General features: G+C 65.1%; 13 protein-coding genes and 1 pseudogene. 13 read left to right on the forward strand and 1 reads right to left on the reverse strand.

The features are described from left to right. The 5 genes from ACNANG_RS21350 (at position 1) to ACNANG_RS21370 (ending at position 3,368) form a co-directional block, all read left to right on the forward strand. Complete coding sequence (locus ACNANG_RS21350; RefSeq protein WP_420224689.1) at positions 1-789, forward strand: ABC transporter ATP-binding protein; 789 nt, start codon at positions 1-3, stop codon at positions 787-789. Further along, a complete protein-coding gene (locus ACNANG_RS21355) occupies positions 786-1,499 on the forward strand; it encodes an ABC transporter ATP-binding protein (RefSeq protein WP_420224690.1) in 714 nt (237 codons plus the stop codon). The genes ACNANG_RS21350 and ACNANG_RS21355 overlap by 4 nt, the downstream gene beginning before the upstream one ends. A 322-nt stretch (positions 1,500-1,821) precedes the next feature. Next, positions 1,822-2,433: a hypothetical protein gene (locus tag ACNANG_RS21360; RefSeq protein ID WP_420224691.1), complete on the forward strand. Its 612-nt coding sequence runs from the start codon at positions 1,822-1,824 to the stop codon at positions 2,431-2,433. A gap of 279 nt (positions 2,434-2,712) precedes the next feature. Beyond that, complete coding sequence (locus ACNANG_RS21365; RefSeq protein ID WP_420224692.1) at positions 2,713-3,057, forward strand: toxin; 345 nt, start codon at positions 2,713-2,715, stop codon at positions 3,055-3,057. After that, on the forward strand, positions 3,048-3,368 hold the full coding sequence (locus ACNANG_RS21370; protein ID WP_420227621.1) for a helix-turn-helix domain-containing protein: 321 nt from the start codon (positions 3,048-3,050) through the stop codon (positions 3,366-3,368). Before ACNANG_RS21365 ends, ACNANG_RS21370 begins: the two co-directional genes overlap by 10 nt. A 41-nt stretch (positions 3,369-3,409) precedes the next feature. On the opposite strand, the gene ACNANG_RS21375 is transcribed toward ACNANG_RS21370, so the two are convergent. Beyond that, positions 3,410-4,336: a LysR substrate-binding domain-containing protein gene (locus ACNANG_RS21375; protein WP_420224693.1), complete on the reverse strand. Its 927-nt coding sequence runs from the start codon at positions 4,334-4,336 to the stop codon at positions 3,410-3,412. A 191-nt stretch (positions 4,337-4,527) separates the two neighbouring features. On the opposite strand from ACNANG_RS21375, the gene ACNANG_RS21380 reads away from it, so the two are divergent. The 8 genes and pseudogenes from ACNANG_RS21380 (at position 4,528) to ACNANG_RS21415 (ending at position 14,586) form a co-directional block, all read left to right on the forward strand. After that, complete coding sequence (locus ACNANG_RS21380; protein WP_420224694.1) at positions 4,528-5,391, forward strand: FAS1-like dehydratase domain-containing protein; 864 nt, start codon at positions 4,528-4,530, stop codon at positions 5,389-5,391. 10 nt (positions 5,392-5,401) lie between these two features. Continuing rightward, complete coding sequence (locus ACNANG_RS21385) at positions 5,402-6,565, forward strand: acyl-CoA dehydrogenase family protein (RefSeq protein WP_420224695.1); 1,164 nt, start codon at positions 5,402-5,404, stop codon at positions 6,563-6,565. A 15-nt stretch (positions 6,566-6,580) separates the two neighbouring features. Further along, on the forward strand, positions 6,581-7,981 hold the full coding sequence (locus ACNANG_RS21390; protein ID WP_420224696.1) for an MmgE/PrpD family protein: 1,401 nt from the start codon (positions 6,581-6,583) through the stop codon (positions 7,979-7,981). 106 nt (positions 7,982-8,087) lie between these two features. Continuing rightward, positions 8,088-9,332: a CaiB/BaiF CoA transferase family protein gene (locus ACNANG_RS21395; protein WP_420227622.1), complete on the forward strand. Its 1,245-nt coding sequence runs from the start codon at positions 8,088-8,090 to the stop codon at positions 9,330-9,332. A gap of 3 nt (positions 9,333-9,335) precedes the next feature. Further along, entirely contained in the window at positions 9,336-10,250 is a 915-nt protein-coding gene (locus ACNANG_RS21400; RefSeq protein ID WP_420224697.1) for an HpcH/HpaI aldolase/citrate lyase family protein, read from the forward strand. A 145-nt stretch (positions 10,251-10,395) separates the two neighbouring features. Then, a complete protein-coding gene (locus ACNANG_RS21405; protein WP_420224698.1) occupies positions 10,396-11,367 on the forward strand; it encodes a tripartite tricarboxylate transporter substrate-binding protein in 972 nt (323 codons plus the stop codon). A gap of 585 nt (positions 11,368-11,952) precedes the next feature. Further along, positions 11,953-12,680 (forward strand): annotated as a pseudogene (locus ACNANG_RS21410) (TerC family protein). 496 nt (positions 12,681-13,176) lie between these two features. Continuing rightward, positions 13,177-14,586 (forward strand): MFS transporter, encoded by a 1,410-nt coding sequence (locus tag ACNANG_RS21415; RefSeq protein ID WP_420224699.1) that lies wholly within the window; start codon positions 13,177-13,179, stop codon positions 14,584-14,586. Positions 14,587-14,589: the final 3 nt, after the last annotated feature.

The following is a 14,589-nucleotide window of genomic DNA, read 5'->3' on the forward strand; positions in this document are numbered from 1 at the left end:
ATGCTGCAACTTTCTTCCATCTCGAAAAGTTTTGGCGGACTGCACGTGCTGCAGGACGTCAACATCACCGTTCCGCAAGGCACCATCTTCGGCCTGATCGGCCCCAACGGCGCCGGCAAGACGACCGTATTCAACCTGATCACCGGCCTGTTGCCGCCCACCGGCGGCAGCCTGACGTTCAACGGCGAAAGCCTGGTCGGCATCAAGCCGCACCAGATCACCCGCCGCGGCATTGCGCGCACGTTCCAGAACATCCGCATCTTCAAGGAGATGACGCTGCTGGAAAACGTGGTGGTCGGCATGCACCGTCACCTGGACTACGGTCCGGCCGGATTGATCCTGAGCCTGCCCGGATACCGTGCCCAGGAAAAGCGCGCGCGGGAACGGGCGCATGAACTGCTGTCGTGGGTCAAGCTGGACCACAAGGCCAACGACATTGCCGACAACCTGTCGTACGGCGATCAGCGCAAGCTGGAACTGGCGCGCGCGCTGGCGACCGAGCCCAAGCTGCTGCTGCTCGACGAACCGGTCGCCGGCATGAACACCGGCGAAAAGGTCGATCTCATGAGCGAGATCGAAAACATCAAGGCGCGCGGCTACACCATCTTCATGATCGAGCACGACATGCGCTTCGTCATGGGCCTGTGCGACCGTATCGCGGTGCTCAACTTCGGCCGCATCATTGCCGAAGGCGAACCGGACGCCATCCGCCGCAACCCCATGGTGATCGAAGCCTATCTCGGCACCGACGATGACGAGACCCCCGCGAACGAGGAGGTGCTTCCATGAGTACGCTGTTGAAGGTGTCGGGCCTGAAGGTCGCCTACGGACACATCGAGGCGGTCAAGGGCATCGACTTCGAGCTGCGCGAAGGCGAGATCACGACGCTGGTCGGTTCCAATGGCGCGGGCAAGTCGACGACGCTGCTGGCGCTGTCGGGCCTCGTCAAGAAAAGCGGCGGCAGCGTCGTGTTCGACGGGGAAGACCTGAGCACCTTGTCGCCCCACAAGATCGTGCAGCGCGGCGTCGTGCAGGTTGCCGAAGGCCGGGCCATTCTCACCACCATGACCGTGCGCGAGAACCTGGAACTGGGCGCCTACACCCGCAAGGATCGCAGCACGGTGGGGGCCGATCTCGAGCACGTCTTTCACCTGTTCCCGCGACTGAAGGAACGGCTGGATGGTATGGCCGGCAACCTGTCCGGTGGTGAACAGCAGATGCTTGCGATCGGCCGTGCATTGATGGCCAAGCCGCGTCTCTTGCTGCTCGATGAACCGTCGATGGGTCTGGCGCCAATCATCGTGCAAGAAATCTTTCGCATCCTTCGCGAGATCAATCGTGAAGGTCTCACCATATTCCTCGTCGAGCAGAACGTGCGTCAGGCACTGAAGATCGCGCAGCGCGCGTACGTGCTCGAAAACGGCAGCATCGCCCTCAGCGGCAGCGGCCAGGAATTGCTCAAGGACGATCGTCTCGTCGAGGCCTACCTCGGCGGTTGAGCCGGCACGGACTGCCCTGCACGGGCTGTCCGCTGTCGAAGCGATCGCATCAAGGCGACACGCATCCACATCGCCAGATTCGTCTCAGCAATGTGCTGTTGCGATGTCGCTTCTTTTTTATTGACATAAGGGTTGACAGAGTAGCGTGTCGCATTAACACTGCGCGCTCGACTCTCTAGAGAAAGACATGGTCAAAAAATCGCAAACCGGTAAAGCATCCGCCAAACCAGCGGCAAAGAAAGTGACGACTGCAAAGGTCGCCCCGACAAAATCGGTAGCCAAGAAATCGGCGCCTGCGAAGTCCGCCGGCTCGAACGTTCTGATGAAGCTCGAAGCCACGGCAACCCGTCTGGGTGACGCCGCCAAGAAAGCCATCGCTCGCGCCGATGCGGCTCGCAAGGATGCATCGCAGCGTCTGAGCCTGGCCGAAAAAGCCATGAAGGCCGCGATGAAGGAAGCGAAGGCCGTCGTCGCCGCCGACAAGAAGTCGGCGTCGACGAAGCCCGCCGCTGCGGCCCAACCTGCTGCCGCCAAGCCGGCTGCAAAGAAGGCCGTTGCCAAGAAGGCGCCTGCCAAGTCCGTCAAGACGGCTGCTGACAAGCCGGCCGATGCCGCCAAGCCTGCCACCAAGGCCGTGCGCGCATCGAAGGCGTCGAAGAAGTCGGCTGCCAAGCCTGCCGCGGATGCCGCCAAGCCTGCCGCGCCCGCCAAGGCTGCGAAGCCGGCCAAGTCGGCCAAGACCGCTGCTGCCAAGCCGGCCGACAAGCCGGCCGACGCCGCGCCTGCCAAGAAGGCTGCTGCCAAGAAGCCCGCCGCCAAGCGCGCGCCCGCCAAGAAGGCCGCGGCGCCTGCAGCCGCATCGGCACCTGCCGCTGATGCGCCGGCATCGACCGACGCACCCGCCGCCGACGCAACGCCAGGCAGCGCTGCCTAATCGTTTGCCGTGATCGTCTCGCCGGCTTGCCGGCGGGATAAAAGCCCCGCGCTCTGCAAAGAGGCGGGGCTTTTTGTTTGTACGACCTGCGTGGATGTCCGCATGGGCGTCAGTCGGCCTGACGCTGTGACGGCTGCAAATGCCGCACTACGCTACTGCATCAGGCAGTGTCGTGCACAAGAGGGCCGCGAGGCCCCGCCGCATGCGCAGGCAGCCTCGGCGATGTGCAAGGTCTCGAGCAATTCGCGTTGATCAAAGATACGCAGGTAACGTACACTTATGCAGGCGCTGTTTATTGAGCTTCCCAGTTTCGAAAGGCACCGGCGTAATTATCTGGACGACGAAGCGTTCAGCGCTTTGCAGCAATGGTTGATGCAATGCCCGGACGCGGGCGATGTCATTCAGGGCTGCGGGGGTCTGCGAAAACTTCGGTACGCGGACTGCCGCCGTCAGAAGGGCAAGCGTGGCGGAATACGCGTTATCTATTACTGGTGGTTTGGCGGCGCGCAGTGCTGGTTGTTTACGCTGTACGGCAAAGATGAACAAGACGATTTGAATCCTGCGCAAAGAAAAGCATTGGCCCGGCTGCTCGACGCCGAAATATCGAAAAGGACATCGGAGTGACGCGCGACATTTTTTCGGAGCTGGTCGAAGGTTTTGATGCACTGGCAGGCCAGCGTGAAGGCAAGACGACCTTACGCACGCATACCGTCCAGCTTCAGGACCTGAAGCCGGTGTCTGCACAAGAGTTGATCGACATCCGCGAGCGACTCAACATGTCGCGCCCCGTATTTGCCATGTACCTGCGCACGAATACGCGCACCCTCGAGAATTGGGAGCAGGGCCGCGCGAAGCCCAACGCGCAGGCGACGACATTGATCCGTCTGGTGCAGAACTATCCTGAGACCTTGCAGCAGCTAGCAACGCTGACGTAAATTCGCGCGCGACGGTGCATTGCTTTTGTCGAAGTCGCCGCTCAGTCCCGCGCAGTCAGCGCGTGCGGGTTACGCGCCGCCCCCTGATGCGCTTTGATCGCCGCCACCAGCGCGTGCACGCATCCTGGCAGACCTTCCAGATCGCGGATCAAAATGCTGCGTTCCCGCACGGCCCATGGTTCGTCCAAGGCGATGATCTTGATGCCCATGGTCTGCCGATGCCGCAGGGCGGATGATTCAGGAATGACACCGATCCCGACGTCGGCTTCGACCATGCGGCACACGGCTTCGAAGCTGGAGACCTGGATGCGCAGAAGCAGCGACACGCCGTGCTGCTCCACCTGTTCGCGCAGAAACGCGAGCATGGTGCTGCCTTCGTGCAGCGCGATGTGCTGGTACTCAAGGATCTCTTCCAGACGGATCGAATCGCGCGCGGCCAGCGCATGATCGCTGGCCACGACCAGCACCAGGCGATCGGTGCTGAAGTGGATCATTTGCAGTTCGGGCGCAACGATGGGTCCGGCGGTGATGCCCAGGTCGGTCGACCCATCGACCACGCCGCGCACGATGTCGCGGGTCAGGCGTTCCTGCAGATCAATCGTGACCCCCGGCCGCGTGGACAGAAAACGCGCCAGGATTTCCGGAAGGAATTCGGTCGTTGCCGTGGTGTTTGCAAAGATGCGGATGTGGCCGGCGCCGTCGCCCCCGTAGTCCGTGAATTCATTCTTCAGATAATCGACCTGACGCATCACCAGGCGCGCGTGCTGCAGCAGCCGCTGACCCGCGGGTGTGAGCTCCACCCCGCGGCTGTCGCGGTACAGCAGACGCGTATTGAGCTGACCTTCAAGCGCCTTGATGCGCGCGCTGGCCGCGGCAAGCGACAGGCTGGCCCGCCGGGCCCCTTGCGTCAGGCTGGGGCCCTGGGCCACCTGGATGAAAAGCCGAAGATCGGCCAGATCGAAATGCATGGAGTTGTGGAATGGCGTCGTGGTGGGTTACGCAGGTTGGCGTGTGCACACTCAGGTATGGCCCGGGCTGGCACGCCATGCCGCCACGGCGTTCGCGGCAAACGAACGCCGGGTAAGAAAAATGTGAATTTACAGAAGGGTACCCCTTTCCGCATCCTAGCGCTCCGGATAGACGACAGGAATGCAGCGACATGGGTGCAGTGACCACAAACGATCCCGCCAATGCGGCCAAGGGCCTGGATACGACCCCGTGGCTTGGGCGCACCGAAACCTGCACCGACCAGATCAGCCACAACCTTGCCGTCCGCATTGCCGCCACGCTGGGCGAGCCGACGCCCGCTCCGGGCGGCGCGCTGCCGCTGCTCTGGCACTGGGCGTATTTCCAGCAACCCGTGCAGCCCGACGGCATCGGCCAGGACGGCCATCCGGCGCGTGGGGGCTTCCTGCCACCGGCCGAAGGCCGCAACCGCATGTGGGCGGGCAGCCGGCTCGAATTCCATGCGCCACTGCGGGTTGGGGTGGATGCGCATCGTGTGTCGACGATCACCCGCATTGAAGAAAAACACGGCCGCACCGGTTCGCTGCTGTTCGTGACCGTGCGCCACGAGATTTCCCAGCAGGGCCAGCTGGCGCTGCGCGACGACCACGACATCGTGTACCGCGAAGCCACGCCGCCCAAGCTCAAGGACGACACGCCGGTCGATGCGCCGCAATGGCGCGAAGACGTGACGCCAACGCCTACGCTGCTGTTCCGGTATTCCGCTGTGACCTTCAACGGGCACCGCATCCATTACGACGTCCCGTACGTGACCGAGGTCGAGGGGTATGCCGGACTGGTCGTGCATGGCCCGCTGATCGCGACGCTGGCGCTGCGATCCTTCGTGCGCGCCCACCCGGAAGCCCGGGTCAAGACATTTGCTTTTCGCGGCGTCCGTCCGCTGACCGTACCCGACGCGTTCTACGTCGGCGGTCGTATCACCGAACCCGGCCATGCACAGGTGTGGGCCGCCAACCAACAGGGCGCGGCTCAGCGCGCCGACATCGAATTCGACTGACGAGGACTGTATGCCGTTGCAAACCACCGAAGATTTCCAGGACATCCGTGAAGGCGTGCGCGCCTTGTGTGCGTCCTACGACGCTGCCTACTGGCGCGAAGTGGATGAGCGCCGCGGATTTCCCGAGACCTTCGTCAACGCACTGACCGAAGCCGGCTGGCTGGCCGCCATGATTCCGTCCGAATACGGCGGATCGGGCCTGGGCCTGTCCGAAGCATCGGTGATCCTGGAAGAGATCAACCGCTGCGGCGGCAATTCCGGCAGTGTCCATGGCCAGATGTACAACATGTTTACGCTGGTGCGTCACGGTTCGGAAGCGCAGAAGCGGGACCTGCTGCCGCGCCTGGCGTCGGGCCAGACCCGGCTGCAGGCCATGGGCGTGACCGAGCCGACCACCGGCACCGACACGACCAAGCTCAAGACCACGGCCGTCAAGAAGGGCGACAAGTACGTCATCAACGGCCAGAAGGTGTGGATCTCGCGTGTCCAGCATTCGGATTACATGATCCTACTGGCCCGCACCACGCCGCTGTCCGAGGTCAAGAAAAAGTCCGAAGGCCTGTCGATCTTCCTGGTCGATCTGGAAAAGGCGATCGGCAACGGCATGAGCGTCCGGCCCATCCTGAACATGGTCAATCACGAGACCAATGAACTGTTCTTCGACAACCTGGAATTGCCGCTGGACAGCCTGATCGGTGAAGAAGGCAAGGGCTTCAAGTACATCCTGGACGGGCTGAACGCCGAACGCACACTGATCGCCGCCGAATGTATCGGCGACGGCCGCTGGTTCGTCGAAAAGGCCCGCAACTATGCCAACGAACGGATCGTGTTCGATCGCCCGATCGGCAAGAATCAGGGCGTGCAGTTTCCGATTGCCGAAGCGCACATCGAAGTGGAAGCGGCGGACCTGATGCGGTGGCGCGCCTGCCAGCAGTATGACGCGGGCCAGCCTGCCGGCGCCAGCGCCAACATGGCCAAGTACCTGGCCGCCAAGGCGTCGTGGGAAGCCGCGAACGCCTGCCTGCAGACGCATGGCGGCTTCGGCTTTGCGTGCGAATACGACGTCGAACGCAAGTTCCGTGAAACCCGCCTGTATCAGGTGGCGCCGATCTCGACCAACCTGATCCTGGCTTACGTGGCCGAGCACCTGCTGGATCTTCCGCGTTCTTACTGAGTAGCGAGGCAGCCCATGACCGTTCCCCGTTCCGAACCGAGCCCACGCGGCAGCCATCCGACCGCCGAGCTGTGTGCATTTCTGAGCACGCTCGAATTTTCCGACCTGCCCGATGAAGTGGTCGCGCGGACCGAGGAACTTTTCCTTGACTGGGCCGCCTCGGCGCTGGCCGCGAAGGGCGCGCATCCGATTCCGGTTTTCGAACGGTATGCCCGGAAGATGGGTCCGTCCGACGGCCCGTGCACCGTGCTGGTCAACCGCACGCGTACGTCGCCTTACTTTGCCGCTTTCGTGAACGGCGCGTCCTCGCACCTGGTGGAACAGGACGATCTGCACAACAGCTCGGTGCTGCATCCGGCCACGGTCGTGTTCCCGGCGGTGTTCGCCGCGGCGCAGGACCTGGGCAAGTCCGGCGCCGATCTGTTGCTGGCGTCAGCGGCAGGGTACGAGGCAGGCGTACGGATCGGCGAATTCATGGGCCGCTCGCACTACAAGGTCTTCCATACCACCGGTACCGTCGGCACCCTGGCCGCCGCCGTGGGCGTCGCCCGCCTGCTGGGCCTGGATGCCGACACCATGCTGCATGCGGTCGGGTCGGCGGGCACACAGGCATCGGGCCTATGGGAATTCCTGAGGGACGCCGCCGATTCCAAGCAATTGCACACGGCCAAGGCGGCCGCCGACGGCTTGCTGGCGGCCTACATGGCGGCAGACGGTCTGACGGGCGCACGCCGCATCCTGGATGGCGAGAAGGGCATGGCGGCCGGCATGTCTACCGACGCCGATCCTGCTTTCCTGACCGACCGGCTGGGGACGCGCTGGGCGCTGCTTGAAACGTCCTTCAAATTCCATGCGTCGTGCCGCCACACCCACCCGGCGGCTGATGCCCTGCATGTGCTGATGCAGCGTGAAGGGCTGCGCCACGAGGACATCGGCGCAATTACCGCACGCGTGCATCAGGCGGCGATCGACGTGCTGGGCGGGGTCACGACGCCGACCACCGTGCACCAGGCCAAATTTTCGATGGGCACGGTGCTGGGCCTGATCGCGGTGCACGGCGACGCCAGCATTGCGGGGGTGGAAGCGCACGCCCTGACGGATCCCCGGGTGTCCGCGCTGCGCGACAAGGTGCAAATGGTGCTGGATCCCGAAGTCGACGCCGCCTATCCCAAACGCTGGCTGGGCCGCATCGAACTGGATACGCAGGACGGCCGCCATTTCAGCTGCGCCGTCGATGCGCCCAAGGGCGATCCCGACAACACATTGAGCCGTCCGGAACTGGAAGACAAGTTCCGCCGGCTGACGCAGTTTTCCAAGGCGACCGACGACGCGGAGGCGACCGAATGGATTTCGCAGGTGTGGTCGCTGCGCGATCGGGCGTCGGTGACCGGTCTGTTCGACAAGGGGGCCCGATGAGCGCCGTGCATCAACCTGGCGGCGCTGCCGCAGGGACTGCGTCAAAGGCCGCCAGCGCAGCGCAGGTAGCGGCCACGGGCCGCCACGCCACCGGTGCGCCGCGCCCCTGGATGGCATCACCGTCGTCAGTCTTGAACATGCGATCGCCGCGCCGTTCTGCACCCGCCAGCTGGCGGATCAGGGCGCCCGCGTGATCAAGATCGAACGGCCCGGCTCGGGCGATTTCGCGCGCGGCTATGACAGCCGGGTCAAGGGCATGTCGTCGCACTTCGTGTGGACCAACCGTTCCAAGGAAAGCCTGGCGCTTGACGTCAAAGCGCCCGAGTCGGCCGAGGTCATGGACCGCCTGCTGTCCCGCACCGACGTGCTGGTGCAGAACCTGGCGCCTGGCGCCGCGGCGCGCCTGGGCCTGTCCTTCGAAGCCCTGCATGCGAAGTATCCCCGCCTGATCGTCTGCGACATTTCCGGCTATGGCATGGGCGGTCCCTTCCAGGACAAGAAGGCCTATGACCTGCTGATCCAGAGCGAAAGCGGCTTCCTGTCGGTGACGGGCACGCCCGATGAACCGTCCAAGGCTGGCGCATCCATTGCCGACATCTCGGCGGGCATGTATGCGTACTCAAGCATCCTGTCGGCACTGCTGTTGCGCGCCACGACAGGCAAAGGCAGCCGCATCGACGTGTCCATGCTGGAAAGCATGGTGGAGTGGATGGGCTACCCGATGTACTACGCCTTCAACGGCGCCACGCCGCCGGCGCGTTCAGGCGCCGCGCACGCCACGATCTATCCGTATGGCCCTTTCCCGTCAGGCGATGGCGGCACGATCATGCTGGGCCTGCAGAACGAACGCGAATGGACGGTGTTCTGCGACAAGGTCCTGGGCCGGCCGGAATTGGCCCAGGACGAACGCTTTGCAAGCAATGGCGCACGCACCGCGCATCGCACGGAATTGCGCGCCTTGATCGTCGAGATCTTTGGCGGCCTGACGCGCGATCGCATCATCGACCTGTTAGAAGGCGCGCAGATCGCCAATGCCAGCGTGAACGACATGCAGGGTGTGTGGGACCACGCGCAACTGCGGGCCCGCGCCCGCTGGACCGAGGTCGACAGCCCCGTGGGACGCCTGCCGGCGCTGTGGCCGCCGGGGTCGAACGAGGCCTACACGGCGCGTATGGACGCGATCCCGGCGGTCGGCCAGCATACCGAGGCCATCCTGGCCGAACTGGGATTGGCGGCGGCTAAGACTGGCACCGGCCTGGCTGCCGATCGCCTGGCGGGCACTCGCCTGGCTGATACTGGCCTGGCTGATACTGGCGTGAACCACCCGGCCCCGCGCCGTGGCGAGGATTGAGCCATGAGCGAACCCTCCCTTGGCGCTTCCGACCCGCTGCATTCCACGTACGCATCCGGCGGCGTCTCCCCCGCTGGCAACTCCGCCGCGTCGCTGGACCTGGCGCGCTCGGCGCTGTTCGTCCCGGCCTCGCGGCCCGACCGCTTCGACAAGGCGCTGGCGACCGGCGCCGACGCCGTCATCATCGATCTGGAAGACGCGGTGTTGCCGGGCGACAAAGCCACCGCGCGCGACCAGTTGGCCGCCTGGCTGGCCGCATCCCCCGGACGGCAGGTGGTCGTTCGCGTGAATGCGGTCGATACCGACTGGGCCGAGGCGGACTTGGCCATGTGCCGGCGCCATGCCAACGTGTCGGCCGTGCTGTTGCCCAAGGCGGACAGCGCCGAGATCGTGGCGCACGCGGCAGGCTTCGGCAAACCGCTGTGGCCGATCATCGAGAGCGCGGCGGCCCTGGTCAACCTGGCAGCCGTCGCGGCGTCGCCCGGTGTGCGACGCCTGGCGTTTGGCAGCCTGGACCTGGGGCTGGACCTGGATCTGGATCCCGATAGCGCCGCGGCGGCCATGATTCTGGATCAGGGCCGGTATGCGGTCCTGCTGCATGGACGCGTTGCGGGCCTGGCCGCGCCGCTGGATGGCGTACATGCGGCGATCCGCGATCTGGACGGTCTGGCGGTGTCGGCCGGCCGGGCCCGCGACATGGGATTCGGCGGCGCGTTGTGCATCCATCCCACCCACGTGCCGGTGTTGAACGACAGTTTCCTGCCCACACCCGCGCAGCAGGAGTGGGCCCGCCGGGTGCTGGATCACGCCGGGTCGGAAAGCGGCGCGTTCCAGCTGGATGGCAAGATGGTCGATGCGCCGGTCATCAAGCGCGCGCAGCGGCTGGCGCAGCGGGGCGCGCGAGCCGGTACGACCTGAAGTTTCGCGGTACCGATCTATCAGTGCGTTGCCTAGTGGCGGAACCGCGCCAGGCCGCACACCCTGTTCTGTTCTACCGTCCCGGCAACAACAAAAAGGCCAGAGCCTGACCGGTGCGTTTCTGTCCACCTCGAGGAGACTACTCATGCTGCATCGCCTGATCCTGGCTACCGTTCTAAGCGCCGCATCGCTGAGCGCATTCGCCCAGAACTTTCCCAGCCGCCCCATTCAGCTGATCATCCCGTTTGCCGCCGGCGGCCCGACCGACGTGGTCGCGCGGCGTCTGGCCGAAGCCATGGGGCAGAACCTGGGCGTCACCGTCGTGGCCGAGAACAAGACGGGCGCGGGCGGCACCATTGCGTCCGACACGGTGGCTCGCGCCGCGCCCGACGGCTACACCGCACTGATCCACCACACCGGCATGTCGACCGCGCCGGCCCTGTACAAGAAGCTGCGCTTCAATCCGTTGACCGACTTCGAATACGTCGGCCAGGTCGTTGACGTGCCCATGACGCTGGTGGGCCGCAAGGACCTGCCGCCCAACAACTACAAAGAGCTGTACGCCTATCTGCAGGCCAATCGCGGCAAGGTCAATCTGGCCAACGCGGGCATGGGCGCGGTATCGCAGTTGTGCGGGGTGTTGTTCCTGAGCCGCATCAATATGATGGACGTGACGACGATTCCGTACAGCGGCACGGGGCCGGCCATGACGGATCTGCAGGGCGGCCAGGTGGACCTGCTGTGCGATCAGACAACGCAAACGACGCAGCTGATCCAGTCGGGCCGCGTGAAGGCCTATGGCGCGACCACGAAGCAGCGCCTGGCCGTGTTGCCGGACCTGCCGACCCTGGCCGAGCAAGGCCTGGACAACTTCGAGATGGTGGTGTGGCACGGCATCTACCTGCCCAAGGGCACGCCCAAGCCGGTGGTGGATCGGCTGAACGCCGCGCTGCTGGCCGGCCTGGCGGACCCGAAGTTCAAGGACGCGATGGCCAAGCTGGGCGCCATCATCGCCACGCCTGAGAAGGCATCGACGGAAGGGCTGCGTACGCACCTGAAGGCAGAAGTCGAAAAGTGGGGCCCGGTCATGAAGGCCGCCGGCGTCAACCCAGAGTAAGCGACGGCGGCACGGTGTCGGCCTGCGGCGCCAGCACACGTAGGCCGTGCCGGCATTGCGTACGCCGTGCCGGCGCTGCGTACGCAATGCCGGGGCTGCGTACGCCGTGCCGGCGTTTGGCGTTAAGCGTTCGGCGTTGGACGTTCGGCGTTAAGCGTTCGGCGTTGGGCGTTAAGCGTTAAGCGTTAAGCGTTCAGCGTTCATCGTTCAGCGTTCAGCGTTCAGCGCCGACATGCCGCAACCCACGCGCCGCGATGCCTGCCGGGCAAGGCCGGATCAGGGTATCTCCCGGTATGTCGCAACCGTAACAATCCGCCCTTTATGGTTGACATTGTCCGGCGGATCCGGAAAATGCAGTCCAGCAGCGTCATACGCTGCCCCTCCAAAGGGGAGTAGTTCGAGAGCGCAAGCTCTTTTGTACGATCGTCAATACGTAGGGGCTCGCCTCCTTCCGGTCGTACAGGTCACTCACAGTGACTGGACAAGACCTTTGCAGCCTGGTGTCAGGATATGCAATGGGCTCCCAACCCCCACGTCATTCCTGCGCCAGCTGAGGTCACTCAACCTTTGTCTGGAGATCCGTTCATGGAATGGCTCAGCGCGCTTGCCGCCGAAACTTTCACCATGCAGTTCCTTATGGCCCTCGGCGCGATCATCGTGATCGACATCGTGCTGGCCGGCGACAACGCGATCGTCATCGCGCTTGCAGCACGCAATCTACCGAAACACCTGCAGAAAAAAGCCGTCGTCTGGGGCACGGTGGGCGCCATCGTCGTCCGTACCCTCATGACCCTGGTCGTGGTCTGGCTGCTCAAGATCCCGGGCCTGCTGCTCGTGGGCGGACTGGCGCTGCTGTGGATCGCCTACCGCCTGTTGACGGCGGGCGAGGGCGGTCACGAAGAGCATGGCGGCACGGTGACGTTCGCCGCCGCGCTCAAGACCATCATCATCGCCGACGCCGTCATGGGCGTGGACAACGTGCTGGCCGTGGCAGGCGCCGCGCACGGCAACTTCCTGCTCGTCATTCTGGGTCTGTTGATCAGCGTGCCGATCATGGTCTGGGGTAGCCGCCTGATCCTGGCGCTGCTCGGCAAGTATCCGCAAATCATGTACATCGGCGCCGGCGTGCTGGTCATCACCTCGGTCAAGATGGTGGCGGGCGAGCCCCTGGTGGCCCCGTATGTGGCGGCCAACCCCTGGATCGTCTGGGCCGCCTACCCCTGGCGCTGATCGGCGTGCTGGGCGGCGCCCGCATGGTGAATCAGGCGCGTACCGCCAAACCGCTTTCGCATTCGCCTTCCGAGGCGGTCTGAACGGCCGGCGCCGCGCCCGGACGGGCGGCGCCGGCTGGTAGGGCCAGGTCATCTCCTCCTGCGGGAGCGACGCAGCGGCAAGTCTGCGCGATGATCCGGCCCCCGAATGTGCCTTCTGGTGGCGCGGCGGATTCCCCGTCCGACCACCTCCCCGCAGCTGGCACCGTCGGGATCGTCTGGCGAACCTGCATCGGGTCCGCTGTCCTGTTCGACTCCCCTCCGGCTTGCGCCGGCTGTCGAACCGGGCATCGGACCCGATTTTTATTGGGGGTCCGGGCCGGTGTCCGATGCCCGGTTGCTCCCTTCCCTTGAATTCCCTTTGAAGCCCCTACGAATGGGTGCACCTTCCAGGTGCGTGAAAACCCTTTCAGGTATCGTGGCGCCTCACCAACAAAGATACGCGGTGCCGACGCGCCGGTTTTGTCCTTCCCGAGGCCCAGTCTGCGCGCCCGGGACGAAGCCGGTCCTGCCGATCGGACGCCGCCCGCTTCACGCAATGGCCACTGAACACGAATCTTCTTCGCTGCTGGAACTGATGACCGGCCGCAACGGACTGCGCTCGCTCGCGCTGGCGGGTGGAGTGGCGCTGCACGCCATCAACGTCTATGTGGTGACGACGGTCATGCCGTCGATCGTCAAGGACATTGGCGGGCTGGAAGTGTATGCGTGGAGCACGACGCTGTTCGTGATCGCGTCCATCCTGGGCTCGGCGCTGTCGTCGCGGCTGATCGGCCGGCTCGGGCCGCGCAAGGCTTACCTCTCGGCGCTGGTGGTGTTCTGCCTGGGCACCGTGGTGTGCGCGATCGCGCCGGCCATGGCGGTCTTGCTGGCGGGCCGCACCCTGCAAGGTCTTGCGGGCGGGTTGCTGCTGGCCCTGTCGTACGCGTTGATCCGGCTGGTTTATGAATCGCGACTGTGGGCGCGCGCGCTGGCCTTCGTGTCGGCCATGTGGGGCGTCGCAACGCTGTCCGGGCCGGCGATCGGCGGCATGTTCGCGCAGTCCGGGCACTGGCGGCTGGCGTTCTGGGCGCTGCTGCCCGTGGCCGCCTTGCTGGCGGTGATCGTCAGTTCCCTGGTGCCGGCGCAAGACGCGCGCGGGCCGACCAAGGTCACGGTGGCGTGGGGCCGGCTGGGCCTGCTGGCCGGATCGGTCCTGGCGTTTTCGGTAGGCAGCCTGTTCGACGACAACGTTGCACGTATCGCCTGCGTGGCCTTGGGCGTGGTCATGGGCGGCACGATTGCCTGGCTTGATGGCCGCAGCGCAGTGCGTCTGCTGCCCAGCGGCGCGTATTCGGTCCGCACGGTGCTGGGCGCCTGTTACGCCACCATGGCCTTGCTGATGCTGGGCGTGACGACCGAGATCTTCGCGCCGTATTTCTTGCAGGTGATCCATGGCCGCAGCCCGCTCGAAGCGGGCTACCTGACTGCCGTGATGGCGGGCGGCTGGACGGTCGCGGCGCTGCTGTTTTCCGGTCGCACCGGCCCGTCAGCCGTGCGGTTGGTAGGGCTGGGGCCAATCGTAATGATGGCGGCCTTGCTGGCGCTGGCCGTGCTGCTGCCGCAGCCGGCCTGGGTCGAGGGCCTGGCCGGCTTCGTCGTGCTGTGCATCGCCTTGGGCGGCGTCGGCTTTGGTGTCGGCCTGTGCTGGCCGCACCTGGTGACGCGGGTGTTCCGCTCGGCGCGGCCGGAAGAGGCCAACCTGGCGTCGTCCGCCGTCACGACCGTGCAGCTGTACGCAATGGCCATCGGCGCGGCGCTAGCAGGCTGGGTGGCGAATGCAGCCGGGCTGACCACCCCGGGCGGTGTCGAGGGAGCGAAACACGCCGCGGTGGCGGTGTTCGCGCTCTTTGCCCTGTTTCCGGCGCTGGGGATCATGACGGCGCGGGCCGCAATGCGGCCGCGCTGATCA

Origin of the sequence: Pigmentiphaga litoralis, assembly GCF_048632615.1 — a bacterium.
GTDB classification, from domain to species: Bacteria; Pseudomonadota; Gammaproteobacteria; order Burkholderiales; family Burkholderiaceae_B; genus Pigmentiphaga; species Pigmentiphaga litoralis_B.

Coding starts and splice junctions, on each gene's coding strand:
- ACNANG_RS21350 (WP_420224689.1), top strand. CDS start 1: ATGCTGCAACTTTCTTCCATCTCGAAAAGTTTTGGCGGACTGCACGTG.
- ACNANG_RS21355 (WP_420224690.1), top strand. CDS start 786: ATGAGTACGCTGTTGAAGGTGTCGGGCCTGAAGGTCGCCTACGGACAC.
- ACNANG_RS21360 (WP_420224691.1), top strand. CDS start 1,822: ATGAAGCTCGAAGCCACGGCAACCCGTCTGGGTGACGCCGCCAAGAAA.
- ACNANG_RS21365 (WP_420224692.1), top strand. CDS start 2,713: ATGCAGGCGCTGTTTATTGAGCTTCCCAGTTTCGAAAGGCACCGGCGT.
- ACNANG_RS21375 (WP_420224693.1), bottom strand. CDS start 4,336: ATGCATTTCGATCTGGCCGATCTTCGGCTTTTCATCCAGGTGGCCCAG.
- ACNANG_RS21380 (WP_420224694.1), top strand. CDS start 4,528: ATGGGTGCAGTGACCACAAACGATCCCGCCAATGCGGCCAAGGGCCTG.
- ACNANG_RS21385 (WP_420224695.1), top strand. CDS start 5,402: ATGCCGTTGCAAACCACCGAAGATTTCCAGGACATCCGTGAAGGCGTG.
- ACNANG_RS21390 (WP_420224696.1), top strand. CDS start 6,581: ATGACCGTTCCCCGTTCCGAACCGAGCCCACGCGGCAGCCATCCGACC.
- ACNANG_RS21400 (WP_420224697.1), top strand. CDS start 9,336: ATGAGCGAACCCTCCCTTGGCGCTTCCGACCCGCTGCATTCCACGTAC.
- ACNANG_RS21405 (WP_420224698.1), top strand. CDS start 10,396: ATGCTGCATCGCCTGATCCTGGCTACCGTTCTAAGCGCCGCATCGCTG.
- ACNANG_RS21415 (WP_420224699.1), top strand. CDS start 13,177: ATGGCCACTGAACACGAATCTTCTTCGCTGCTGGAACTGATGACCGGC.